The organism is Microcoleus sp. SVA1B4 (assembly GCF_036700545.1).
Classification (GTDB): domain Bacteria; phylum Cyanobacteriota; class Cyanobacteriia; order Cyanobacteriales; family Microcoleaceae; genus Microcoleus.
In genome coordinates this window covers 4,421-29,561 of the sequence record NZ_JAUBPB010000080.1, presented here as the reverse complement: position 1 = coordinate 29,561, position 25,141 = coordinate 4,421, and the positions used below count along the sequence as shown (strand labels likewise).

Genomic DNA, 25,141 nt, shown 5'->3' with positions numbered 1-25,141 from the left:
ATTCGCACTCAGGAAAATGTGGTGTTAAATAATGCGGCTCAAGAGGGACAATTTACCCGCGATCCTTATATTGCAGCCACTCAACCGAAATCTATTCTTTGTACTCCTCTGCTGCATCAAGGTAAGCTGACTGGCCTTCTTTATTTGGAAAATAACCTGACTGAAGGGGCTTTTACTACGGATCGCCTAGAATTGTTAAAACTTTTATCTGCCCAAATTGCTATTTCCATTGAAAATGCTCAGCTTTACGATCAATTAGGGGAATACTCGCGAACGCTGGAACGTAAGGTTATAGAAAGAACGCAAGAATTGCAACTGGAAATGGCTGTCAGGATGCAGACAGAAAGAGCCTTGGGCAAGTCTGAAGAAAAGTTTTCTAAAGCCTTTCGTTCCAGTCCTAACCCGATCGCGATCGCCCGATTCGCAGATGGACGCTACATCGAAGTGAACGACAGTTTCCTCAGCACTTTTAGTTACTCTCGCGAACAGGTAATTGGTTTTACAGCAATTGATTTGAATTTTTGGGGTAATTTAGAAGAATGTGACAGATACAGACAGCTATTGCAAGAATCAGGAATGCTTCGCAATCAGGAATTCGATTGTCGTACTTCATCAGGCGAGGTGAGGAAGATGCTGGTATCAGCAGATATTATTGAGCTGGGTGGAGAAGCGTGTATTCTCTTAGTCACTAACGACATTACCGAGCGTCAAAGGGTAGAAGAAGCGCTCAAAGAAAGCGAGGCTAAATACCGTGACTTAGTTGAAACATCGCAGGATATGATTTGGTCACTTGATATCGAAGGGCGTTATACCTTCGTCAACGCTGCTGTAAAACATATATTTGGCTACTTGCCTAAAGAAATGATAGGGCGAAAATTTAGTGATTTTCAGCTACCTGAACAACTTCCAAAAGATAAAAAGATATTCCAACGTATGCTGAATGGAGAGTCTGTATTTCAGTATGAAACTATACAATTAGCTAAAGATAGTAGACCTATCAATCTCCGGTTTAATTCACTTGTATTGCGGGATTCCGAGGGAAAAATTCTCGGAATAACTGGCACAGCTAGCGATATTACGGAAAGTAAAAAAGCAGAGGCAGCCTTACAAAAATCCAAAGAAGTTGCAGATGCGGCTAACAAGGCTAAAAGCGAATTTTTATCAAAAATGAGTCACGAATTGCGAACTCCCCTCAATGCAATTCTCGGCTTTACCCAAGTGCTGGCGCGCGACTCATCCCTTTCTCAGATACAGCAGGGACAGATAGGCATCATTAGTCGTTCTGGCGAGCATTTGCTGACGCTGATTAATGACGTGCTGGAAATGTCTAAAATAGAGGCAGGTCGGATTACCTTAAATCCTACTAGCTTTGACCTGTATCATTTGCTCCATTCTCTCGAAGAAATGCTCAAAATTAAAGCGGATTCTAAAGATTTACAGCTCAGTTGGCACATCGATTCTAACATTCCTCAGTATGTAAAAACTGACGAAAGTAAATTGCGTCAAGTATTGATTAATCTGCTAGGAAATGCGATAAAGTTTACGAGCAAGGGAAGTGTGACGCTTCGGGTTGCAGCAATTAGTGCGAAACAAAAGTCCCCAACAGACAACGAACCACGGACTATTACGTTTGAAGTGGAAGACACTGGTTACGGCATTGCTCCTACTGAGCTAGATTCTTTATTTAAGGCTTTTGTGCAAACTGACGCAGGTCGGAAATCTCAAGAAGGAACAGGCTTGGGTTTACCAATCAGCCGACAATTCGTACAACTGATGGGAGGAGACATTACCGTCAGCAGTACCTTGCATCGAGGAACAATTTTTAGTTTTGATATCCAAATTAGTTCCCCAGAGATGGCTGAAGTTCAACCTCGACAATCAAGAAGGCGGGTAATTGGTTTACAACCCAACCAACCCTCATATCGCATCTTGGTGGTTGATGATAAATGGGAGAGCCGTTTGCTATTGGTTGATCTTCTCGAACCGCTTGGCTTGGAGGTGCGCGAAGCAGTAAATGGTCAAGAAGCTATTAGAATCTGGGAGACTTGGAAACCTCACCTAATTTGGATGGATATGCAAATGCCTGTGATAGACGGGTATGAGGCTACCAGACAAATTAAAGCCAAGATTCAAGATGAGGCTACCCCAATTGTTGCGTTGACCGCTAGCGCTTTTGAGGAAGAGCGAGCCATTGTTTTATCATCAGGCTGTGACGATTTTGTGAGCAAGCCTTTTCAAGAAGAAGTGATTTTTGCCAAAATGGCTGAACATTTAGGGGTACAGTATATTTATGAAGATTTACCGAACGTTACATTATCTCACCTTGAGGGTCAAGACTTGAGTGTAAAAGAAGGGAAAAAAACTGAAAAATTAAGGACAACTTTGGCGACAATGCCTACGGATTGGGTGAGACAGTTACATCATGGAGCTATCGATGCTGATGCCTGCCTGATTTTAAGTTTAGTCTCCACAATCCCTGAATCCGATACTTTTTCTGCGGAGATTCTCACCGATTGGATTCATAATTTTCGATTTGATAAAATTACTGACTTAACCGAACAAATAATCCCATGAACAGCCAGCAATTAGCATCTCATGTTGCCAATCTTTTAGTGGTTGACGATACCCCCGACAACCTGCGTCTTTTATCGACTATGTTGAGCGACAAAGGATATAAAGTTAGGGGGGTAATCAACGGGGAAATGGCATTAAAAGCAGCGCGTTCTACCCCGCCAGATTTGATTTTATTGGACATCACGATGCCCCAGATGAACGGCTATGAAGTTTGCCAACATTTAAAAGCGGATGGCAGAACTTCGGGTATTCCAGTTATTTTCTTGAGCGCCCTAGATCGAGTCTTGGATAAAGTCAAAGCATTTGCTGTGGGAGGAGTAGACTACATCACCAAGCCATTTCATTTAGAAGAAGTTTTAGCTCGTGTCGAAAATCAACTAACTATTCAGCGTTTGCAAAAAAAAATGCACGAGCAAAATGCGCGATTGCAGGAGTCTGAGGCTAAAGAGCGGAATAAATCCCAACAACTAGAGCTGGCTCTACAACAGTTACAAAATGCACAAGCTCAGCTCATCCAAAGCGAGAAAATGTCAAGTTTAGGGAATGTCGTAGCAGGGGTAGCTCACGAAATTAACAACCCGATTAGCTTCATTAAAGGGAACCTCTCGCCCGTAAGGGAGTACACTGAAGATTTGCTGAGGCTGGTGCAACTTTACACAGAAGATTTCCCCAATCCCACAGCAGCTATCCAGGAACAACTGGAGGCAATCGATTTCGCTTTTCTCAGGAATGACTTGCCGAAGCTAATTGCTTCTATGAGCATAGGAGCTGACCGAATTGGAGAAATAGTGCAATCGCTGCGGAATTTTTCCCGACTCGATGAAGCTGAGTTAAAAGCGGTGGATATCCATGAAGGACTTGAGAGTACGCTGATGATTTTGCAGCATCGGCTGAAAGATGAAGCACAGCAAACGATAATTAAAGTGGTAAAAGAGTATGATAATCTGCCAAAGATAGAATGCTACGCGGGGCAAATGAATCAGGTTTTTATGAATGTTCTGACTAATGCGATTGAAGCGTTGCAATCCCCAAAACGTTGGGCAAATGATGTAGATGATAGCAGCTCGATCCCTACTATTACTATTTGCACGAAGTTACTCTCCGACTTTCAAGTGGGTATTTATATTACTGATAATGGCCCAGGCATAACCGAAGATATTCAACAACGCATATTTGAGCCATTTTTTACAACGAAGACAGTGGGCACAGGAAAGGGTTTGGGGTTATCGATTAGCTATACTATTGTAGTGGACGACCACGGGGGACAACTGAGTTGTTTTTCGATACCGGATCAAGGGGCGACATTGGCAATCGAAATTCCGATTTACCACTCTAGAAAAGGTTTTTATAAAGAGGATTTGGTCGGGCTATAAGCCACACTAAACTTCAAGTATTCAAAAATGGTGTAAGATCGGGAATCGTGTTTATTTAGGAGTCATATCATGTTCGATCGATTAACCATAATATCCCGGTCGGGGCGGGTTTTTAAGATTATCAATTATTGGCTGGTATTGTTGGTGAACCCGCCCCTACTATTTGTCACAGAGTCGGAAACCTTTTCCGGTAACGCTCGTTAAATTACCAAGGGTCGCCGACTTGCTTTTTTTTAGTAGCTTATGCACGCACTCTCAAACCCAAAATAATGATGAATTTAAACCCCGATATTTTTTCCGCAAAAACCCTAGCAATTGTTTGTGTAATTGCTGCGTTTGTTGTCATTGGTGGCAAAGTTTTTGCGACAACAATCGATTATAGACCGCCATTTAAAGAGACTAGCTTTTACAGTACGACTATATCGGGCAATAACGATTTAGCTGATATTTATTATCCTAAACCATCCGATATTAATTCTGGTAATTACTCTTTTCCCATTGTGCTTTTATTGCAAGGTGCGCTTGTAGATAAATCATTTTATTCAGATTACGCTAGCCTGGTGGCGCGGTACGGCTTTGTGGTGGTCGTTCCGAACCATTTGCGGCCTTCGCCCTTCAATCCCACTTCACCGCCTAATTTGGCGTCGGAAACTTCGCAAATTGCGGCGGTTTTGTCTCAAATGGCGATCGAAAACACAAAGCCCACATCTCCGATCGCGTCTGTTATCGATACGCAGCGCCTTGGTTTATTGGGTCATTCTTTTGGTGGTGCAGTGGGGTTATCGGTGATTGCTAACAAATGTCTCCCAGAATTGTATTTGTGTCAAGAGCCATTTACGCGCCCGAAAGAACTATTAGCTGCTGCATTTTTTGGAGCTAACTTGCGGAATCCTATTGCTAATGAATTTGTACCCATCGCTAATGATGGCATTGCAGTGGCGTTGATTCAAGGATCTATCGATGGTGTCGCCCTGCCCGATCGAGCTCAAAGCACTTTTGACCAAATTCAAACACCACCCAAAGCTTTGATTACTGTTATGGGTGCAAATCACTTCGGCATTACCGATGTTAATAACCCCGCTGGTGCGATGCCCGATCGCAATACTGCTACCTTAGAGCGAGCCGTGGGTATTGAAACGATCGCCCGTTGGAGCGCGCTATTTTTGCGGGCACATATGCTTAAAGATCGATCGGCATTTGATTATATTTATTCTCAAGGTGACGCCATCGATCCGAATGTCCGTGTTACCACCGTTGCAGTTCCCAAACCATCTTCTAAGTAGCTACCTAAAAAAACGTAAGATAGATTAAGGCTAATAGATAGTGTGCCTACATTTTTATTATTGGGCATCACTTATCTGACAGACGGCGAGCACTATATTGTGTTAACCATCTATGTACAGTAATTCTATATCGATAACGGTTGAGTAAAGTCCCAACGATCGAACCCATCTGATTGTGGTAGTTCTCTTAGGACATGATATTCCTCTAAATTCTTCAGTCTGCGGAGGCAGACATTGTTTGTATAGACGCGGTTTCAACCGCCGACTCCCCGCCGACTCCCCGCCGACTCCCCGCCGACTCTCCGGCAACAAACACCCGCCCAAGTGGGATCGCGAAGCTGTAATCCGCTACAATCTGTGTTTGGTAAAGAATTTTTACAAGTTCACAGCCCATTACAGCCTTTGCGGCTTGTACTACCCAACCTGCCTGAAAATATGGATTTTGCTACTCTTGCTGCCCAGCTAAATGCTGGAACTATCTTGCCAGAGGGAATTGTCATCATCACCCTCTTGGTGGTTCTCGTCGGCGATTTAATCGTAGGCCGCAGTTCATCTGGTTGGACTCCCTACGTTGCCGTTGCGGGTTTGCTAGCCGCCGTCGCTGCCTTGTGTTTGCAGTGGGATAACGTTGATACCATCTCGTTTCTAGGCGGTTTTAACAGCGATGCCTTGAGTTTAGTGTTTCGCGGAATTATCGCTTTGACTGCGGCTGTCACTATTTTGATATCCGTTCGCTATGTACTGCAAACTGGTACTGCTTTAGCGGAATTCATCGGCATTTTACTCACCGCTACTTTGGGGGGAATGTTCCTCAGCGGCGCTGATGAATTGGTGATGATTTTTATTTCGTTGGAAACTCTGAGTATCTCGTCTTATTTGCTGACGGGTTACACAAAACGCGACCCGCGTTCCAATGAAGCTGCTTTGAAATATTTGTTAATTGGGGCTTCTTCTTCGGCGGTGTTTCTCTACGGGATTTCGCTGCTGTACGGATTGTCGGGCGGCGAAACTCAGTTAAGTGCGATCGCTGCTAACCTTTCTACTGTGAATGAAGGTCAATCTCTCGGTTTGGTGATTGCTTTAGTTTTTGCGATCGCCGGCATCGCCTTCAAAATCTCTGCGGTTCCCTTCCACCAATGGACTCCAGACGTTTACGAAGGTTCTCCTACACCCGTTGTTGCCTTTCTTTCTGTCGGTTCCAAAGCAGCCGGTTTTGCCCTAGCAATCCGCTTGTTAACAACTGCTTTCCCCGCACTTATCGAACAGTGGCACTTCGTGTTCACGGCCTTAGCCATTCTCAGCATGGTGTTAGGAAATGTGGTTGCCCTCGCCCAGACTAGCATGAAGCGGCTTTTGGCTTATTCGTCGATCGCCCAAGCCGGTTTTGTGATGCTGGGTTTGATTGCAGGAACAGAAGCCGGTTACTCCAGCATGATATTTTATCTGTTGGTTTACCTGTTTATGAACTTGGGCGCTTTCGCCTGCATAATCCTGTTCTCGCTGCGGACTGGAACCGACCAAATTAGCGAATACTCAGGTTTGTACCAAAAAGACCCGCTGTTAACTTTAGCTTTAAGTATTTGCCTGCTTTCTCTCGGTGGAATTCCGCCCCTGGCTGGATTTTTCGGCAAAATCTATCTGTTCTGGGCCGGCTGGCAAGCAGGACTTTACGGTTTAGTTATTCTGGGATTAATTACCAGCGTAGTTTCGATTTACTACTACATCCGCGTGGTCAAGATGATGGTAGTAAAAGAACCTCAAGAAATGTCAGACGCGGTGAAAAATTATCCCGAAGTTCGCTGGAACCTTCAGGGAATGCGGCCTTTGCAAGTCAGCGTTGTACTCACCTTGGTGGCGACAACATTGGCGGGAATTTTGTCGAACCCTTTGTTTAATTTGGCTAATGATGCTGTTACCAAAACTCCCATGTTGCAGTCGGCATTGAGTTATGTGCAACCTGTTGTGGCTGCTAAAATTGACTCGAATTAGGTGTCTCGCCGGGATTAATTTTTCCTGGTTTTGAAATAGTGGAAAACGCCTGACTCTGTGAAGTTGGGCGTTTCTTTTTTGTTGTGATATACTGTTAATTATGATTTTTAACCAAATACGGTTCAGTTAAAACTGTTTATTCCTCGGAGATCCCCCTAAATCCCCCTTAAGAAGGGGGACTTTGAGTAATTTCTTGTCCCCCCCTTCTTAAGGGGGGCTAGGGGGGATCGGGCTTAACTGAACCGTATTGATTTTTAACCGCAGATTAACGCAGATTAACGCAGATAAAAGTTAGTACAGAGGCAACAATGTTAGTACAAAGTAAGGCAAAGTTTTATACTCCAGATGAGTACCGGGAGTTAGAGGAAACTGCTGAGTTTAGAAATGAATACCGCGATGGAGAAATTGTACAAATGAGTGGTGGTAGTATTAATCACAGCCGGATTATCCGAAATTTGAGTAGAGTCTTGGGAAATTTGCTTGAGGGGCAGCCCTATGAGCTTTTTCACAACGATTTGCGGTTGTGGATTCCTCGGTATCGACGGGGAACTTACCCGGATGTGATGGTGATTGAAGGGGAGCCAGTTTTTACCGAGGGACGCAGTGATGAGATCCTCAATCCGATGCTCATCGTGGAAGTGCTTTCTAAGTCTACCAAGGATTTCGATCGAGAGGATAAGTTTCGGTTTTATCGATCTATCCCTGAATTCTGTGAATATGTGTTAGTCAATCAATCTGAGTTTTTAGTCGCACAATATATTAAAACCGAACCAAATGAATGGTTATTTCGGGAATATGAGGGAGAGACAGCAACAGTTTCTTTTGCTTCCTTGGGAGTGCAAATGTCGATGAGCGAGATTTATGCAAAAGTGGTATTTGAAAGCCCGGAAACGGAAGTGCAGCAGTAAACTTCATGCTATGGGGTGAAGCAATGTCTAGCTTGGTAACAGTAAAACAATAATAACTTGGTGGGTGGTGAGGACTTTAGTCTTCTAATTTTTATGAGGGAAGATATGGATAACTACCGAATTGTCGAAACTTTGACCGAAAGCCAGGTTTCCGACTTGATGGATTTGTACAAAAACGAGTTTTGGAGCGACAAGCGGACGCGGGAGGATGTTGTGAAAATGCTGGCGGCAACTGATGTTACCATTGGTTTTGTCGATGAGACTGATCGACTAATTGGCATTACCCGCGTCATTACCGATTTTGTCTACAGAGCCATGATTTTTGATGTCATCATCAAGCCGACACACAGAAAAATGGGACTGGGCGCGAAGTTGATGGATGCAGTTTTAACTCATCCCAAACTGCAAGCTGTCGAGCATTTTTATCTTAATTGTTTGCCGAACATGATGCCGTTTTACGAGCGTTGGGGTTTCTCGGATGATGTGGGCGAACTTAAGTTTTTGCGGCGAACAACTGGCTGAACTTAGCCCCTTGAAAGCTCCAATTTTTCTCGAATTACGTCTTCTTTGAAACCTACTAAAACAGCCGTTCCATCTTTAACGAAAAGAGGACGTTTCAGCAGCATCGCATCCTTAGCAAAAGCATCTACCCACTGTTCGCTAGTCCAATTTTTCTTGTCATCGCCCAAAGCGCGGTAAGATTGACCGGAAGTATTTCGCATGGGTTCAAAACCTAAAGCAGCTACCCAGCTTTGAATTGTTTCGCGAGTCGGCGGCTGTTCTTTTGTGTTAATGAACTCGTAATTAACATCGCTATCTTTGAGCCACTGGAAAGCTTTTTTGCAGGTTCCGCAGTTGGGGATTCCGTAAACTTGAATTGACATAATAATGACTACTAACTAATGACTAATGACTAATGACTACTGACTAATCTAGCTTGTTGAACCCATTTTTGCACGCGATCGACTGAAGGAGTCAAGTCATTGCGCTGCATTGTCGCTACGTGCAGCCTTAAAACTTGTTGGTGCAATCTCTCCACGGGCATTTGAGCCAATTGAGCCGGAGAAGCAACGCCGGCGTGCAGTAACAACCCGCAATACTGACACCCTACACTTGGAATTCCAGCCAAATTTGCCATCGCTACCCATTTATTAACATATTGAATGTTAATCTGTAATTGATTGGCTAGCAACACTTTCGCCGCTTGCGTTTTCGTCAGGCGAATTAGTTGTCCGGTTGTGGTGATGCTGCACTCTTCCAGTTGAGATTGGTTTTCCTTGCTCAATCCCGGTAAATGTGCGATCGGCCAATCGCGTAGTTGCACAGAAGTTTGAGGAGATTTATGAGAAATTTTCATGTTTTTTCAGTGAATTTTACTTATACTTTAAAGTCTAAATTATAAAACAGTCAATAGAGGATATCGCTCACGTCACCCTATCAACAAAAACCAGACCAAGGAATTTGACTCATTGCGGGTGTTGTGATAATTATGCTAATTTCCTACAAAGTAGCACTTTCAGCCGGTTTTCCTGCCTGTGGCTCAGGCTTACTGCTTAACCACATCATCCGGGCGATGACGACAAAGACTATAAAAAAGACAGCCTATAAATGCTAGCAAAAAATAAGTGACAGATGAGAATTTTCTCAAAAATGGCTGCCAAATTGACCGTCAGAATTTTAGGGCTTTAATGCTGAGAATGCAAAAACTTGTGGCTGACTGCAAACCCAACTCAAAATTATAGGTTTTTACCCATGACAATTACACAAGGTGATGATTTGTTAACTAATATTCTACACCAACGGCGGCAAAAACTGGCCAGTTTAATTAATTTTCCGGTAATTTTATGGTCGGGGCGCAGCATTCCTCGCAATTATCCGGCACTTACTTATCCCTTTCGTGCCAGCAGTCACTTTTTATATTTTGCTGGTTTGCCCTTAGAAAATGCTGCCATTCGCTTAGAATCGGGCAAATTAGAATTGTTCTTAGATGACGCACCTGCTAGCAGCACTCTTTGGCACGGAGAAATGCCGAAAAGAGCAGAAATTGCCGCACTAATTGGGGCTGATGCTGCTTTCCCAATGGCCGAATTGAAATCGCGATCTACAAATGCAGCAACGATCGCAATTCAGGATTCTTGGACTCAGTTGCAACAGCGTGAAATTCTAGATCGCCCTCTCGCACCGCCCAAATCGCCAACCGGAATTGACCTAGAATTAACCAAGGCAATTATATCTCTGCGCCTGAGCCACGATGCAGCCAGTTTGGCAGAATTGCGTCAAGCTGCCGCTGTCACCGTAGAAGCTCACAAAGCGGGAATGGTGGCAACCCGAAATGCTCAAATTGAAGCGGGGGTGCGCGCTGCAATGGAAAGTGTCATCATCTCCAAAAACATGACCTATGCCTATCCCAGTATCGTGACTGTGCATGGAGAAGTGCTGCACAGCGAACATTATCACAATCCCCTACAAACCGGAGATTTGTTGTTAGCAGATGTCGGTGCGGAAACATCAACGGGATGGGCGGCTGATGTGACTCGCACTTGGCCGGTTTCTGGCAAGTTTTCTCCGACTCAAAGAGCGATTTATGATGTAGTTTTGGCAGCGCACGATGCTTGTATTGATAAAATTAGTCCGGGGGTGGAATATCAAGACATTCATCTGTTAGCTGCTCGGATTATGGCGGAAGGATTAGTTGATTTAGGTATTTTGCGGGGTAATGTTGAAGATTTGGTGGACATGGATGCTCATGCGCTATTTTTTGTGCACGGTATCGGACATTTAATCGGTTTGGATGTTCACGATATGGAAGATTTAGGCGATTTGGCTGGCTATGAAGAAGGAAGAACCAGAAGCAGTCGGTTTGGGTTGGGGTTTTTGCGGTTGAATCGAGTTTTGCGTCCGGGAATGCTAGTATCGATCGAACCGGGATTTTATCAAGTTCCGGCAATCTTAAATCACCCAGAAAATCGCGCAAAATATGAAGATTTTGTGAACTGGGAGGAGTTGGAAAAATTTGCCGATGTGCGCGGAATACGCATAGAAGATGATATACTTGTCCTCGATGAGGGTAGAGAAGTATTGACAGGGAAATTGCCCACAACAGCTCCAGAGATTGAGGAGTTAGTTGCGGTAAATACGTAAGTTGAGCCGAGTTAGATCGCACATACGCAGTTCCATCAGGTGTGAAAAAAGATAAAGATGAATAAAGGTTGGCAAATAAGTCTTTCGATATTAGCTAAAAAAGTGGTCTCGCAAGTCAGAAAATTCGCTGCACTAATACTTCCACGCATTGTTCGTAAACCTAGATCCTCGCGGCCTCCGATGCAAGCTGCATCTTTGCCCAGCAACGAAGAAGAGAGGCTAGAAGCACTTCACCGCTACAACATTCTCGACACAGAAGCCGAAGCAGCTTTTGATGATCTAACAGCTTTAGCATCTTATATTTGCGGCACTCCGATTGCTTTAGTTAGCTTAATAGATTCTAACAGACAGTGGTTTAAATCCAAAGTTGGTCTGGAAGCGCCAGAAACTCCGAGAGAGTTAGCTTTTTGCGCCCACGCTATTTTAAATCCCAACGAATTGCTAGTTGTACCCAATGCTCTAGATGACGATCGCTTTGTCGGCAATCCGCTAGTAACTTCCGATCCAAATATTCGGTTTTATGCTGGAGCCCCGCTAGTAACTCCTGATGGTTATCCGATCGGCACTTTGTGCGCGATAGATACAGTTCCTCGTAATCTCACCCCACAACAGCTAGAAGCGCTGCGGACTTTAGGACGGCAAATTATTCACCAGATGGAGTTGCGAATAAATCTGACTAAATTAAAGCGCGCACAGATCAAGAACAAACAAGTAGAAGAAAAACTCCGTTCTACAGACGAGCAAATTGTCAATTTTTTAGAAGGAATGAGCGATGCTTTTTTTGCTTTCGACACCCATTGGCGATTTACTTACGTCAATTACAAAGGCTCGCAATTTTTGAAGCGCTCGCAGGAAGAACTTTATGGTAAAAATTTTTGGGAAGAGTTTCCAGAATTCGTGAATTCGGATTTTTATAAAGAGTATCATGAAGCTGTCGCCAAACAAATTGGGGTGGCATTTGAAAAATATTATCGTCCCTTAAAAGTGTGGCTGGAAGTCCGAGTTTTTCCTTCTCACGACGGCATTTCTGTGTTTTTTCATGACATAACTAAGCGCAGGCAGATGGAGTCTGCACTCATGAAAGAACAGAAAAAAACAGAAAGTTTACTGCTAAATATTTTGCCAGAACCGATTGTCACTCGGTTGAAGCACGAACCGGGGGTAATTGCAGACAAGTTTGAAAAAGCAACAATTCTTTTTGCTGACTTGGTGAATTTCACCCAAATTTCTACTACCATGTCTGCCACTAAATTAGTGTACTTGCTGAATGAAATTTTCTCAGCTTTTGACGGACTGAGTGAGAAGCACGGCTTAGAAAAAATTAAGACGATCGGGGATGCTTACATGGTAGCAGCAGGTATTCCCATTGAACGTCCAGACCACGCAGAGGCGATCGCCGAAATGGCGCTGGATATGCTAGTAGCAATTGAGAAATTAAATGTGAAGCTAGACGCGAAATTTGACCTCCGCATCGGGATTAATAGCGGCCCGGTGGTAGCGGGGGTAATCGGCACTAAAAAATTCATTTACGATTTGTGGGGAAATGCGGTAAATACAGCCAGCCGCATGGAATCTCACGGCATAACAGGCCGCATTCAAGTCAGCCACTATACTTATGACTTACTGCAGGATAAATATGAATTTGAAGATCGTGGCGAGATCGAGATTAAAGGTAAAGGGCAAATGCAAACTTATTTGCTGACGGGTAGAAAAACAGTAAGCGATCTCAAAATTGTAGAGTAAATAAAGCTAAGAGTTGAAAGTACCTGATTGTTGAGGAAACTCTGCAGGCTGCGATCGATCGCCTCGAAGGCGCGATCGCTCGCTCGGTAGAACGGCTGCTGCAGATCAACCAAATAAGATTATGCTATAGACAGAGATATCGCAGCAATCCTAGGCGCGGTACTCGACCTTATAAAAATACTAAGTTGAAGTCGTCGGAGCCTTTAATAATGGTTCAATTTCATATTCAAACCGATAGCGATATTCCAGCATCCACCCAACTATTCAATCAAATCAGGTTTGCGATCGCCTCGCGACAATTTCCGCCCGGACACCGCTTGCCCAGCACCAGACAGCTAGCCATGCAGACGGGTTTGCACCGCAACACCATCAGCAAAGTATACCGCCAGCTCGAAAATACCGGACTCGTAGAAGCCCAAGCAGGATCGGGCATTTACGTCCGCGCTCAAGGCAACGAAGTTGTAGGCAACAAACTCAAATCTCCGATCCTCGAAGAATATCCCCTGGCTAACAAAATAGTACAAGGAAGTATCGATCAACTGCTGGAACAGGGCTGTACGCTCAACCAAGCGAGGGAATTATTTTTGACCGAAATTGACTGGCGGCTCAGGTGCAGCGCCCGCGTGGTCGTCACAGCCCCCACAGAAGACATCGGCGTGGGTGAACTGATGGCGAAAGAACTCGAACAAGCTCTCCGTATTCCCATACAGTTAGTGCCGATGGAACAGCTAGGTACTTTTTTGGATCAAATCTCTTCGGGAACTGTGATCACGAGTCGATATTTTATCGGAGAAGCAGAATCGATTTCGGCACCGCGTTCAGTGCGAGTTATTCCCGTAGACATCTATGACTACAGCCAGGAAATCCAGCTAGTCGGGGGTTTGCCGAAAGACAGTTATTTGGGTCTCGTTAGCCTGAGTCCGGGAATGCTACGATCGACCGAAGTCATCATCCACAGCATCCGGGGAGAGGATTTGCTGGTGATGACGGCCTTGGTTTCAGACGAGTACAAGATTAACTCGATCGTGCGATCGGCCAGAACAATTTTTTGCGACCAACCGAGTTTTGCTACAGTAAAAGCTGCCATCAATGCGGCTAGAGAAGATATTATTCGTCCCCCGCAACTGATATGCTCCGAAAATTACATCGGATCTAAGTCGATTAATTTGCTCAAGCGCGAGTTGGGCTTGGGATGATACCATTTTCGATTTTCGATTTTCGATTTTCGATTAAAAAATTGGGAATGACTGCATAATGGTTGGGATATTCTTTAGAGTTGCATCCTTTTGGGAACTGGTATAATTCCCAATTCCTAATGGGCGTAAGCTGCCCACGGCGCACCCTAAATAATTAGGTTATTCGTCCAGGACTGAACTTGTAACTTTCAACTTCCAGTACCCGATACCGGATACGCAATTCCCAACTACCAATTACCAATTACCAATTACCAATTATCCATGACAATTGAAATCCAACCTTCAATTAATGTTAAAACGGCGATCGAAAGCCGGCGGGCCGCGCGCAGCTTCCAACCCGATCCGATTCCCCCAGCAATATTGGCAGAGATTTTGCGATTGGGAGTGCGATCGCCCTCTGGTTACAACTTGCAGCCTTGGCGGTTTATCGTACTTCAAAACGCAGCCAGCAAAGAAAAATTAAAAACTTGCGCCTTCGATCAGCGCCAAGTGGTAGAAGCCCCAGTAGTATTAATCTGTTGTGGCGATCGGCGCGCCGGCAGCCCCGAAAACACCGAAGCCGTCATCGAATTGGGCAAAACCACAGGCGCAATGAATGACAATTTAGCCGGTTATATGCGACAAGCAATCCCGCAATTGTTCGATAACCGTCCCTGCTTCGACTCCCTAGAAGCTTGGACAAACAGACATACAATGCTCGCAGTAGCCCACTTAATGATTGCAGCTAAAAGTTTTGGGGTAGACAGTTGTCCGATGGAAGGTTTTGTCAGCGCTAAGGTGAAAGAAGCCTTTCAAATCCCCGAAGAAGTAGATGTTTGCTGTTTGCTGCCGCTTGGTTATGCAGCCGCACCTTTCAAACAATATGGCGGACGTTTTGATGTGACTCAAGTTTATTACAGCGAAAGTTATGGACAGGCTTTGCAAGCTGAGATTTGAGAGTTAAGATTTTGTGGCGACTTGAATTTTCAGAGTTAAGATTTGGAATGAATCGGGGTGAAAGTTCAAACAAATCCAAAATCCCGACTGTTCTGCAATCTAAAATCTAAAATTCAAAATCTAAAATCGAAACTTGTGAGATAAGACAGAGGAGAAAATATGACAGCAGCAACGATCCAAAGCAACGCCCAACTTCTAGAAGTAAAATTGCAGCAACACTTGCAAGCAGCCGGATTTAAAAACTTACCGCTTTATATTAGTTGCGATTTTCGAGATGAATCTTTAACGGTTGTGGGAGAACACCCGCGTAGTTTAGTTCTCAAAGCCAAACCGACTTTTGCGGTGCTAGAAGCAGCAATTCTCGAAATAAAACCAGAATCTATTCAACAGATTGGACTTTGCCTAAAAATTACCGGGCAAAAACAGCCTTATGCTTTCCATTCTTTTACCATGCACAACCCTGTTTTGTCAAAACCAAAAACAGTGCTGTTGTTCAAAAAAACCGAGAATCCCCCTGCTGAAGAAACGGGGATAGTCTTAACAGAAAATGTGGTACAGACGGCGGATGTAGAGGAGGAGATACCGTTAGAAACAGATGAGAAAGATGCGTGGGATGAAGAATATTTCCCCAATTTTTCTGAGAGTTCCAGCAATTCCGATCCGATCGCCTTCAGCGTGCAAGCAATCCCGGCAGATATTGCAGACAATCCCTTCAATCCGCTGGATATGGAAGCGGTAACAGTTGCCCAAAAACCCAAGCAGTCACCGTTTGCGATGCTGGCTGCAGTAGGAATCATCAGTGTCGCGGCGCTAGTTTTGGCAGGCGGTTATTATATGCTGAGCCGCCCCTGCGTCATCGGAGAATGTAGTGCTTTAGCTAATGCCAAACAGTTGAGCGAGAATTCGACGAAGACGCTGAAAACCTCAAAAGTTGCCAACAGCCCCCAAGAAGCGCAGAAACAGTTAAAACAGGCGATCGCCCTTTTGGAACCGATTCCCTCCTGGTCAATTCATCGTGGTGAAGCTCAAAGCGCCTTGGAAAGCTATCGGAAGCAAAATCAGAATTTAAACTCTGCGATCGATGGAGCGCGCCTCGCACAGTCAGCAGCCCAGAAAACCCAAAATCCGCCTTATTCTGCCGAGAACGGACAGGAAGCGCAAGCTCTGTGGCAACGTGCGATCGCCGAACTCGGAGAAATCCCTGCAGACAGTCCAGTTTATCCGTTTGCTCAGAAAAAAAAGCAGGAATACCGGAAGAATTTAGCAACTGGAAATCGGCAGTTAAGCACAGAGAAAACAGCGGAAAAAACGCTGCTCGCGGCCAAAAGTACAGCCCAAATAGCAGAAGCTCGCGAAGCCGTAGCTCAGACAGCCGAGACTTGGGCTCAAGTGCAATCAGGTTGGGAAGAAGCCCTCGTAATCCTATCAGAAATTCCCACGAACACGACATCTTACCAACAAGCTAAACTGTTAGTTCCCAAATACGAAACCAAACTTTCCGAAGCTCGCGAGCGCAAAAATGTCGAAGGAATTTCGGAAAATGCCTATACTCAAGCTGTGACTTTAGCAGCGGAAGCTCAAATTTTTGAGGGCAAAAACGCCTGGTTTAAAGCATCAGAATCCTGGCGAAGAGCTTTGAGTTACGCGGAGCAAGTGCCGGCGGCAACTGCCTATTCTCAGAAAGCCCAACCGCTGATCGCTTCCTACACAGCTTCATTGCAGCAAGCAGAAGTAAAGTTGCAGGAAGAAAGGAACCTGCAAAAAGCCCGCACGGATTTAGATAGAACTTGCAAAGGCAACCCCAAGATTTGCGACTATACTGTTAGCAAAGATTTGATTGCGGTGCAGATGACTCCAGGTTACGTGCAGAAACTGCAACAAACTTTCATTCAAGCAAACAACAACAATGCTGTGAAGACTCGCCAAGCTGTAGAAAACCACGTTCAAACGTTGCAAAAAGCTTTGGAGGCGATCGCCGAAAACGCCAAAATCCCTATGCAGGTGTACGATGGCGAAGGCAAGCGGATTGGGAGTCACGAACCGAAGTAGTTGTAGTTTTAGGGTGCGTGAGGGCGAAAAATCTGTCTGAGCGATCGCAATATTTACACTCACGCATCGCCCGCAATTTCATCCCCAGTCAATCCAGCCTGAAAAACTTGTTGCGCCGTCAAATCTAACTCAGGAAAAGTTGGCGACTCAATCCTATCATCTCCCCGAAACTGACTAACTTCATACTCACCATCAACCAACCGATAAATCGAAATAGTCGGTTGCTTGGGATTCCCGATAAATCTCCGGCCGCCCAAACCGAGATAATCCACAATCCAGTATTCGGGAATCCCGATTAGTTCGTATTCCCCTACTTTTTTGATGTAGTCATCTTGCCAGTTGGTACTAACTACTTCAACAACCAGCGGAATTGATGCTCCTTGAGTCACGGTTGAGAATTTTTTCCACATAGGTTCTGACGCTAAGTTGGGGCGATTTAATATCGGAATATCGGGCGAATAAGCTGATTCGTTTTCCAGTGGCTTAACTAATGCTTGTTTGGGGATGAAGTACGGAAGTTTTACCTTTCTAAACTCAGCAGTTAACTCTGAGGCTAAAAAACCGATAACTTCTTCATGGTCTCCTAATGGCTGTGACATTTCAACAATCTCTCCATTGTGCAGTTCATAACGTCCGTTTTGTGGCTTCCATTCCGCAAATTCTTCAAAAGTTAGCGTTTTAGTTGCTGTTTGAATCATGGTTATTCTCCTTAGTGATGGCTAGGGCGGGCTAGAAGCCCACCCCACAAGATAACTCACTCTTTGTGGAACAGGCATCTTGCCTGTTCATAAAAATACTGCCACATACAAGTTCCTACCTACATTATATTATCAATGCCCAATGCCCAATGCCCAATGCCCAATTCCCAATTCCCAATTACCATTTGATCAATTGTGCATCTTGATTAAAAAACTTCCGAGACAATCCCTCAGTCAACAGCAGAGTTGCGATTACAGTTGCCAGCGCTAACACAAACATAATCAAAATCTGGTAAGATGCTGCATCGAGAGGACTGACACCGCTCAGCATTTGACCTGTCATCATTCCGGGTAAAGTTACGATTCCTACCACCGTCATTGTATTTAAAAGCGGGATTAATCCAGCTTTGATGGCATCTTTGCGGTACTGCTTTACTGCTTGCTGTGGCGTGGAACCTAAACTTAAATGGGTTTCTATTTCTAACTGGCTGCTATTAACTGTACTGACAAGTCTTTCGCCCGCGATCGCCCCAGAGTTCATCGCATTGCCCAAAATCATACCCGCTAAGGGAATCAGGTATTGCGGTTCGTACCAAGGGTCAGGTTGCAAAATTAGCAAGTTTGTATAGGCGAGAGTCAAGGCCGTACTGATAAAAATTGAACCCCAAACTAAGGGCAGTAAGTTCTTGATTTTTTTGCTGATGCGGTTGCTGGCAACCATGCTAGCTGTTGTCAGCATGATTGCTAAAACTGCTAAAACCAGCCAAGGATTTTTCCCCTCCGGGTCAAATATGACGGCGAGCACGTATCCGACTAAGATTAGCTGGATCAGGGTGCGCCCCGCCGCGATCGCGATCGCCCCCTCCAATCCCAATTGCTGCCACGCCGAAAGCCCGATCGCGATCGCCACCATCCCCAAAGCCCAACCCAAATCTGTAAAATCTAGCAGAATTAACACCGGCCCACCCTTTCGATAATGTGATTGTTTGCCTGTCCAAATATAAGATATTGCAATAAAGGTTTCTGAGAAACAGTTTTGCTGCAAGAATTTGCTTTGATAATGCTTGAAATTTGTGGTGTCAAAAGTGAATAATGTTCCCCCCCTCGACTTAACCCGCCAATACGCGCTCCTTGGCGACGAAATAACCGCTGCGGTGCAAAAAGTGCTTGCCTCTGGCGGCTACGTAGGCGGCCCGGCCGTCAAGAGTTTTGAACGAGAGTTCGCCGACTACATCGGCGTTTCCGAGTGCGTTGGCTGCAACTCCGGCACCGATGCCTTGATTTTGGCCTTGCGAGCTCTCAAAATTGGCCCCGGCGATGAAGTGATTACCACTCCTTTTACCTTTTTTGCTTCGGCTGAGACAATTAGCGCCGTCGGTGCGACTCCAGTATTTGTCGATATTGACAGCGATACTTTTAATCTGGATGTCGAGCTCCTCGAAGCGGCAATTACCGACAAAACCAAGGCAATTATGCCAGTGCACATCTTCGGCCAACCGGTAGACATGACTCGGCTGATGGAAATTGCGACTCGGCACAATTTAGCCGTAATTGAAGATTGCGCCCAATCTGTCGGGGCCGAGTGGCAGTCTCGAAAAGTCGGCAGCATTGGCCATGTCGGCTGCTTCAGTTTTTATCCGACCAAAAACTTAGGCGCTTGCGGTGACGGTGGCGCGGTGACGACAAACGATCCAGCCCTGGCAGCTTCGATGCGAGTGCTCAAAGAACACGGACAGTCTTCTAGGTATTTCTACGAAGAAATCGGCTACAACAGCCGTTTAGATGCCCTGCAAGCGGTGATTCTCAGTATTAAATTGCGGTATCTCGACAGTTGGAACGCGCAGCGACGGGAGAAAGCGACACTTTACAGCGAATTTCTCTCCCGCGTGCCCGGAGTTGCCGTCCCCAAAGAATTGCCGTTCGCAAAAGGAGTTTGGAATCAATACACGATCCGGCTGACAAGTCCAGAAGACGCCCAAAATCCCTCTGGCAATTTTCGAGATTGGATGCGGGCTCAGTTGCAGGAAGCTGGCATCGGTTCGATGGTTTACTATCCGTTACCTTTGCACCTGCAACCTGTTTACAAATCTTTGGGTTATCAAGCAGGTCAGTTGTCAAAGGCTGAGCAAGTTTGTCGCGAAGTCTTGTCTTTGCCGATGTTCCCGGAACTGTCGAGGGATCAACAAGAGCGGACGATTTATGGGCTGAAAGATTGCTTGGCAAAGGCCGATCGCATCCGGTAGCTTTGGCGCGATGGCATCAGCGAGGGAAATGCAGGAGGAGAAAAGAATTGCAGGGTTGCAGTGGTGTGAGAATGTGCAGCGTTCAGGGAGAACGGTTAAGTATTTTGACCGATCACTTGTACTTTTATGTACTATATTTAATGAAAAGAAACAAATTTAGGCTAGCAATCCGCCTCGAACGGGTGCATTTTCCGCTCGCCTAAAACTTGCAGTGCGATCGGTCAATGATGAAGAAGGAAGAAGGAAGAGGGAAGAAGCCCGATGGAAGTCGGAAGAAGGAAGAAGAAAAAATAAAGAATGTTTGAACTTTCGACTTCCCATCCCCAATGCCCGATGCCCGATGCCCGATGCCCGATGGCCGATGCCCAATTCTCAATTTAACCTGTAATTTTCAGAAGATAAGAGGAAAATAAACGAGTGCCTCAGTATCAATTCACTCAGGCTAGACGCTACGATCCACAAGCGATCGCTCAGTATTACCGCAAACGTCCTTGGAAAGCAATTTGGCGCGCAATTACCGTTATTTGGTCTTTTGCAGGCTTCGTTCTGGGGATGCTGTGGGACAGTTGGCAGCATGAAGTCGCAGCACACCAGCCGGAACGGGCCACCCACCTACGACAAATACTCACTCGCTTGGGCCCCACTTTCATTAAAGTCGGCCAAGCACTTTCTACCAGACCGGATTTGATCCGCAAAGACTTTCTCGAAGAATTGATCAAACTTCAGGATCAATTGCCGCCGTTTGACTCGGTGCGCGCTTTCGAGATTATTGAAGCGGAACTCGATCGCAAAATTAGCGAAACTTACAGCGAAATCTCCCCCGAACCTGTCGCCGCGGCAAGTCTTGGTCAAGTCTACCGAGCTCGCCTCCTCACCGGGGAAGCAGTAGCAGTCAAGGTTCAGCGACCGAATTTGCTGCCCGTATTGAGCCTTGACCTTTACTTAATGCGCTGGGCCGCTGGATGGTTGGGCCCGTTGCTGCCGCTGAATCTCGGTCACGACCTTTGTTTAATCGTCGATGAATTCGGTATCAAATTGTTCGAGGAAATTGATTATATCAATGAAGGCCGCAACGCCGAGAAATTTGCGACAAATTTTGCCGACGACCCGACAGTAAAAGTTCCGAGCATTTACTGGCGCTATACTTCAAATTGCGTTCTGACTCTTGAATGGATTGACGGCATCAAGCTGACAGATATGGAAAGTGTTAAAGCCGCAGGTTTGGATACCGATAGTTTAATTGAAGTCGGAGTCCGCAGCGGTTTGCGACAGTTGCTGGAACATGGATTTTTTCACGCTGACCCCCATCCGGGAAATCTGTTTGCCTTAGCGGACGGCCGCATGGCTTACATTGATTTTGGGATGATGGATCAGATGGAAGAAACAACTAAAGAAACTTTGGTTGATTCTGTCGTTCATTTGATCAACAAAGATTACTTACAATTAGCGAAGGATTTTGTCAAACTTGGCTTTTTGACTCCAGATACAGATATTATGCCGATCGTCCCGGCGTTGGAATCTGTACTGGGTGATATCGTCGGCGAAAAGGTGTCAGATTTTAACTTCAAGACGATTACAGACCAGTTTTCGGAGTTGATGTACGATTATCCTTTCCGGGTGCCGGCGAAATTTGCCTTAATTATTCGCTCTCTGGTGACAGAAGAAGGTTTGGCCCTGACGCTGAATCCGAATTTCAAGATAGTCGAGGTGGCGTATCCTTATGTAGCGCGACGTTTGTTGAACGGAGAATCTCCGGCTCTGCGGCGGCGTCTGATTGAGGTATTATTCAAAGATGGCAAATTCCAGTGGAACAGGTTAGAGGACATGATCGCGATCGCCCGATCGGATCGCAGTTTCGACTTGCTCCCCACCGCCCAACTAGGCTTGCAATTTTTGCTGTCCGAGGAAGGCTCGTTTTTGAGACGCCAGCTAATGTTAGCTTTGATTGAGGACGATCGAATCCACACCGAAGAAGTTCGCAGCCTGTGGAACTTAGTCAAGGAAGATTTGCAGCCCAGTCGCCTGTTCAACGTTGCTCTAGGCGCTTTGACGGAGTTTTCCACAGCAGGAGCAGCCGCGCTAACTCGATTTTAGTCATTAGTCATTGGTCATTAGTCATTAGTCATTGGTTATTTATTGGTTGTTAGTTGTTGGTTCTAATAACTAACAACCAATACCCAATGCCCAATGCCCAATGCCCAATGCCCCATGCCCAATTCCCCATTTCCTATTACCCAAATTAAGGAATTATTCGTGTATTATTTTCCAGAACCTCCCTATTTTTTAATGTCGGCTGGATTACTAGCAGGTATGGCTTCCGGCGTAGCATTTGAAGCAACTCTCAAACAATCCGTACAACAGTGGTCTAAAAATCGTTCTACTCGCACCTTGGCTAACCTGCCAAGGCTGCAATTGGTCATACCTTTTCTGGGAATGGCGGGCGGTATTTGCGTATTTTTAGCTTCTGGGATGGAGATTTTTGGCTTCCCCAAACTACTTTGTTATGCGCTAGCCTTGCCGCTGACGGTACTCACGGGTTGGCTAGTTTGGACTCAGTTGGGTAAGCTTTTGATCGAGCTAGAACGCGGAGGTTCTCAAGCGCTGGATTTGGATTCTTTTGAACAATGAAATTTAACTATCAACCCTCTTTTCTGAGAAGGAATGAGGTTGATAGTTGTCTAAGATTCTCCTAATTTGATGCTTTTTGAACCGCAGAGAACGCAGAGAACGCAGAGGAAGACAAAGAAGAAGATGACAACTTAGGCAATAATTTGTGTAAAATTTTTAAAATCTAAAATCTAAAATCTAAAATCTAAAATCTAAAATCGAATGAGTATTTTAATTGTTACAGGTGCGGCGGGATTTATTGGCTCTAACTTAGTAGAAACTCTTTTAAATCGAGGGGAGACGGTAATTGGTGTTGATGAGTTCAACGATTATTACGATCCGGCTCTCAAGCGCAAGAATATTGCACGATTTGAAAAGTATCCGGGTTTTGAATTGGTGGAAGGCGATATTTTGTCTCTAAATTGGCGTGGTCTTTTATCTGATGCTAAGGTGATATTTCATCAGGCGGCGCAAGCAGGAGTTCGTGCTAGCTGGGGCGACGGTTTTCGCAGCTATACGGAACGCAATATTAACAGCACTCAAGTATTGTTAGAAGCGGCTAAAGATGCGCCAAGATTGCAAAAGTTTGTCTATGCTTCTTCTTCTTCAATTTACGGCAATGCTGAATCTTTTCCCACGAATGAAAATGCTTGTCCGCAGCCGGTTTCTCCCTACGGAATTACGAAGTTAGCCGGTGAACGTTTGTGCGGACTTTATTACAAAAATTTTGGCATTCCGACTACTTCGCTGCGCTATTTTACTGTTTACGGGCCGAGACAGCGCCCCGATATGGCTTTTCACAAGTTTTTTAAGTCGATTTTGTTTGATGAGGCGATTTCTATTTTCGGCGACGGATTGCAAACGCGGGATTTTACGTTTATCAGCGATTGCGTTGCGGCGAATTTAGCGGCGGCTGAGGTTCCCGAAGCTGCGGGGGAAGTTTTTAATATTGGTGGGGGAAGTCGGGTGGTTTTGAAGGAAGTTATTGATACAATAGAGAGAATTGTCGATCGACCTATTCGCATAGATTTTACCGAAGCTGCGAGGGGAGACGCGCGGCACACTAGCGCAGATGTGTCTAAAGCCAAGAAAATCTTAGGTTATCAGCCGCAGGTTGCTCTAGAAGAAGGATTGAGGCGCGAATGGGAGTGGATTCAGTCTTTGTACAGTTAGATACTATTTATCCCCAAAATTCCGCAACTTAAATTGAACATTATTAAGTTTTTTAATTCCCCAACTTTTGAGATTTCTCCCCAAGCGAACCAACACATTTGGAGGCACGAGTTTTGGCTGTGTTTCCGACGAATTCAAATAGCGGTAATGCAGAAATACATCTCGGTAAGGAATCTCCACATCTTCACCAGCACACAAGCGAGTAAACTTTGCAGCCGAAATACTCATGTAATGCAAATAAGTAAGCCGCCGTCCTTTATCATATAAAACATCATCTATCACATCAAATTGAGAAGACCAATGATTTCCCGTTACCTGTTCGGGTTCAGCATATGCAAAGTTGTAAAAAGATATTTTGCTGCGGGCGACTAAATAGTTAAGTAAAGATTGGTCAGCCCCCCGCAAAGACATAATTTCCGCTTCTCCTGATGTTAATTTTTCTAAAAATTGAGAGCAATTATTTCGATTTAAAACCCCCGCTTTTGACGCAAACCAACCCGCACAAAAAGTATGAGATTGCAGTTCGTCAATATTTAAAATTTGAGGTAATTTGGGGGAGGACAAATCAAATATATAATTGAGGTCGGATTTGTATTGAAAATCGTTTGCTACCCAATCAAAATCATCAAGTTTTTGATAAATATAATCTAGAGAACCCATTAACAGAGTGTCTGCATCAAAATAGATAAATTTATCAAAAGGGCCGTCGAAACAACATAATTTTCGGTGCATTTCCAAACATTGAACTGGTTTCCAACCTTGAGATTTCCATACTTTTTGAGCTTTTGCATGAGTTTTCCAAACTTGAGTCGCAAAGTCTTCCCATAAAATGATGGAATCGGTATTTTCAAACAGGGTGACATGAGGACGAGTTGCAATTTCTACTCGCACTTTTTTCATTCTGTCATCATAGGGAATGATGCAAACAGGAATATTTTTTGCCCCATTGACTTCGAGACTGTTCAATAAAGCGACTAAGTGGTCAAAAACAACATCGTTTGCTAGAATATAAATGCCATCAGTCATCGGATTTTAGATTTTAGATTTTAGATTTTAGATTGAAGAATTATACTCATTCAAAACTTGTTTGGTGTCAAAAACACAACAAAATTTATGAATTGTGGAACAGGCATCTTGCCTGTTCTTCCAAGCTTGTTTGGTGTCAAAAACACAACAAAATTTATGAATTGTGGAACAGGCATCTTGCCTGTTCTTCCAAGCTTGTTTG

At 44.8% G+C, this 25,141-nt stretch carries 21 protein-coding genes; 16 read left to right on the top strand and 5 right to left on the bottom strand.

All coding sequences use genetic code 11. The features are described from left to right. From QT987_RS25945 to QT987_RS25920, 6 genes are all read left to right on the top strand, one after another. Positions 1-2,574 (top strand): PAS domain S-box protein (locus tag QT987_RS25945; RefSeq protein ID WP_333246007.1); only part of this gene is annotated, 2,574 nt, incomplete at its 5' end. Next, positions 2,571-3,947 carry a response regulator gene (locus tag QT987_RS25940; protein ID WP_333246005.1) on the top strand — a complete coding sequence of 459 codons (1,377 nt, stop codon included), beginning with the start codon at positions 2,571-2,573 and terminating at the stop codon, positions 3,945-3,947. The genes QT987_RS25945 and QT987_RS25940, both read left to right, overlap by 4 nt. A gap of 269 nt (positions 3,948-4,216) precedes the next feature. Next, on the top strand, positions 4,217-5,230 hold the full coding sequence (locus tag QT987_RS25935; protein ID WP_333246003.1) for a poly(ethylene terephthalate) hydrolase family protein: 1,014 nt from the start codon (positions 4,217-4,219) through the stop codon (positions 5,228-5,230). Between the two features lie 435 nt (positions 5,231-5,665). Then, entirely contained in the window at positions 5,666-7,219 is a 1,554-nt protein-coding gene (locus QT987_RS25930; RefSeq protein ID WP_333246009.1) for an NAD(P)H-quinone oxidoreductase subunit N, read from the top strand. A gap of 308 nt (positions 7,220-7,527) precedes the next feature. Continuing rightward, positions 7,528-8,127 carry a Uma2 family endonuclease gene (locus QT987_RS25925; RefSeq protein WP_333053801.1) on the top strand — a complete coding sequence of 200 codons (600 nt, stop codon included), beginning with the start codon at positions 7,528-7,530 and terminating at the stop codon, positions 8,125-8,127. 105 nt (positions 8,128-8,232) lie between these two features. Further along, on the top strand, positions 8,233-8,649 hold the full coding sequence (locus QT987_RS25920; protein WP_333246001.1) for a GNAT family N-acetyltransferase: 417 nt from the start codon (positions 8,233-8,235) through the stop codon (positions 8,647-8,649). 2 nt (positions 8,650-8,651) lie between these two features. Here QT987_RS25920 and QT987_RS25915 read toward each other — a convergent pair whose 3' ends face one another. Both QT987_RS25915 and QT987_RS25910 read right to left on the bottom strand, forming a co-directional pair. Continuing rightward, a complete protein-coding gene (locus tag QT987_RS25915; protein WP_333053803.1) occupies positions 8,652-9,011 on the bottom strand; it encodes a Spx/MgsR family RNA polymerase-binding regulatory protein in 360 nt (119 codons plus the stop codon). A 29-nt stretch (positions 9,012-9,040) separates the two neighbouring features. Next, the gene (locus tag QT987_RS25910; RefSeq protein ID WP_333245999.1) at positions 9,041-9,484 is read right to left on the bottom strand and encodes a DUF4332 domain-containing protein; all 444 of its coding nucleotides are present in this window, start codon (positions 9,482-9,484) and stop codon (positions 9,041-9,043) included. Positions 9,485-9,879: 395 nt separating this feature from the next. Between QT987_RS25910 and QT987_RS25905 the strand changes: the two genes are divergently transcribed. From QT987_RS25905 to QT987_RS25885, 5 genes are all read left to right on the top strand, one after another. Beyond that, the gene (locus tag QT987_RS25905) at positions 9,880-11,268 is read left to right on the top strand and encodes an aminopeptidase P family protein (RefSeq protein ID WP_333053805.1); all 1,389 of its coding nucleotides are present in this window, start codon (positions 9,880-9,882) and stop codon (positions 11,266-11,268) included. A 180-nt stretch (positions 11,269-11,448) separates the two neighbouring features. Continuing rightward, complete coding sequence (locus QT987_RS25900) at positions 11,449-13,011, top strand: adenylate/guanylate cyclase domain-containing protein (RefSeq protein WP_333245998.1); 1,563 nt, start codon at positions 11,449-11,451, stop codon at positions 13,009-13,011. Between the two features lie 209 nt (positions 13,012-13,220). Then, entirely contained in the window at positions 13,221-14,207 is a 987-nt protein-coding gene (locus QT987_RS25895; protein WP_333053807.1) for a GntR family transcriptional regulator, read from the top strand. A 261-nt stretch (positions 14,208-14,468) separates the two neighbouring features. Beyond that, positions 14,469-15,143, top strand: coding sequence for a nitroreductase family protein (locus tag QT987_RS25890; RefSeq protein ID WP_333245996.1), 675 nt, complete (start codon positions 14,469-14,471; stop codon positions 15,141-15,143). 159 nt (positions 15,144-15,302) lie between these two features. After that, positions 15,303-17,192 (top strand): hypothetical protein, encoded by a 1,890-nt coding sequence (locus QT987_RS25885; protein WP_333245994.1) that lies wholly within the window; start codon positions 15,303-15,305, stop codon positions 17,190-17,192. A 59-nt stretch (positions 17,193-17,251) separates the two neighbouring features. Here the strand turns inward: QT987_RS25885 and QT987_RS25880 are convergent, their stop codons facing one another. Further along, on the bottom strand, positions 17,252-17,890 hold the full coding sequence (locus QT987_RS25880; protein WP_333245993.1) for a Uma2 family endonuclease: 639 nt from the start codon (positions 17,888-17,890) through the stop codon (positions 17,252-17,254). A 178-nt stretch (positions 17,891-18,068) separates the two neighbouring features. Then, positions 18,069-18,848: an ABC transporter permease gene (locus QT987_RS25875; protein ID WP_333245991.1), complete on the bottom strand. Its 780-nt coding sequence runs from the start codon at positions 18,846-18,848 to the stop codon at positions 18,069-18,071. 127 nt (positions 18,849-18,975) lie between these two features. Here QT987_RS25875 and QT987_RS25870 point away from each other — a divergent pair, with 127 nt between their 5' ends. From QT987_RS25870 to QT987_RS25850, 5 genes are all read left to right on the top strand, one after another. Beyond that, complete coding sequence (locus QT987_RS25870) at positions 18,976-20,133, top strand: DegT/DnrJ/EryC1/StrS family aminotransferase (protein ID WP_333245989.1); 1,158 nt, start codon at positions 18,976-18,978, stop codon at positions 20,131-20,133. A gap of 211 nt (positions 20,134-20,344) precedes the next feature. Continuing rightward, positions 20,345-20,521: a hypothetical protein gene (locus tag QT987_RS25865; RefSeq protein ID WP_190742171.1), complete on the top strand. Its 177-nt coding sequence runs from the start codon at positions 20,345-20,347 to the stop codon at positions 20,519-20,521. A gap of 29 nt (positions 20,522-20,550) precedes the next feature. Further along, positions 20,551-22,227: an AarF/ABC1/UbiB kinase family protein gene (locus QT987_RS25860; RefSeq protein WP_333210330.1), complete on the top strand. Its 1,677-nt coding sequence runs from the start codon at positions 20,551-20,553 to the stop codon at positions 22,225-22,227. A 114-nt stretch (positions 22,228-22,341) separates the two neighbouring features. Next, a complete protein-coding gene (locus QT987_RS25855) occupies positions 22,342-22,761 on the top strand; it encodes a hypothetical protein (RefSeq protein WP_445300361.1) in 420 nt (139 codons plus the stop codon). 201 nt (positions 22,762-22,962) lie between these two features. Next, positions 22,963-23,913, top strand: coding sequence for an NAD-dependent epimerase/dehydratase family protein (locus QT987_RS25850; protein WP_333245987.1), 951 nt, complete (start codon positions 22,963-22,965; stop codon positions 23,911-23,913). A gap of 3 nt (positions 23,914-23,916) precedes the next feature. Here QT987_RS25850 and QT987_RS25845 read toward each other — a convergent pair whose 3' ends face one another. Then, positions 23,917-24,939, bottom strand: a complete 1,023-nt coding sequence (locus tag QT987_RS25845; RefSeq protein ID WP_333245985.1) for an Npun_R2821/Npun_R2822 family protein — start codon at positions 24,937-24,939, stop codon at positions 23,917-23,919. Positions 24,940-25,141: the final 202 nt, after the last annotated feature.

Bases quoted from the DNA above. Each gene is read 5' to 3' on its own strand.
- QT987_RS25910 (WP_333245999.1), bottom strand. From the start codon at position 9,484: ATGAAAATTTCTCATAAATCTCCTCAAACTTCTGTGCAACTACGCGAT.
- QT987_RS25935 (WP_333246003.1), top strand. From the start codon at position 4,217: ATGATGAATTTAAACCCCGATATTTTTTCCGCAAAAACCCTAGCAATT.
- QT987_RS25900 (WP_333245998.1), top strand. From the start codon at position 11,449: ATGCAAGCTGCATCTTTGCCCAGCAACGAAGAAGAGAGGCTAGAAGCA.
- QT987_RS25905 (WP_333053805.1), top strand. From the start codon at position 9,880: ATGACAATTACACAAGGTGATGATTTGTTAACTAATATTCTACACCAA.
- QT987_RS25850 (WP_333245987.1), top strand. From the start codon at position 22,963: ATGAGTATTTTAATTGTTACAGGTGCGGCGGGATTTATTGGCTCTAAC.
- QT987_RS25880 (WP_333245993.1), bottom strand. From the start codon at position 17,890: ATGATTCAAACAGCAACTAAAACGCTAACTTTTGAAGAATTTGCGGAA.
- QT987_RS25930 (WP_333246009.1), top strand. From the start codon at position 5,666: ATGGATTTTGCTACTCTTGCTGCCCAGCTAAATGCTGGAACTATCTTG.
- QT987_RS25845 (WP_333245985.1), bottom strand. From the start codon at position 24,939: ATGACTGATGGCATTTATATTCTAGCAAACGATGTTGTTTTTGACCAC.
- QT987_RS25915 (WP_333053803.1), bottom strand. From the start codon at position 9,011: ATGTCAATTCAAGTTTACGGAATCCCCAACTGCGGAACCTGCAAAAAA.
- QT987_RS25885 (WP_333245994.1), top strand. From the start codon at position 15,303: ATGACAGCAGCAACGATCCAAAGCAACGCCCAACTTCTAGAAGTAAAA.
- QT987_RS25895 (WP_333053807.1), top strand. From the start codon at position 13,221: ATGGTTCAATTTCATATTCAAACCGATAGCGATATTCCAGCATCCACC.
- QT987_RS25920 (WP_333246001.1), top strand. From the start codon at position 8,233: ATGGATAACTACCGAATTGTCGAAACTTTGACCGAAAGCCAGGTTTCC.
- QT987_RS25890 (WP_333245996.1), top strand. From the start codon at position 14,469: ATGACAATTGAAATCCAACCTTCAATTAATGTTAAAACGGCGATCGAA.
- QT987_RS25925 (WP_333053801.1), top strand. From the start codon at position 7,528: ATGTTAGTACAAAGTAAGGCAAAGTTTTATACTCCAGATGAGTACCGG.
- QT987_RS25855 (WP_445300361.1), top strand. From the start codon at position 22,342: ATGCCCAATTCCCCATTTCCTATTACCCAAATTAAGGAATTATTCGTG.
- QT987_RS25940 (WP_333246005.1), top strand. From the start codon at position 2,571: ATGAACAGCCAGCAATTAGCATCTCATGTTGCCAATCTTTTAGTGGTT.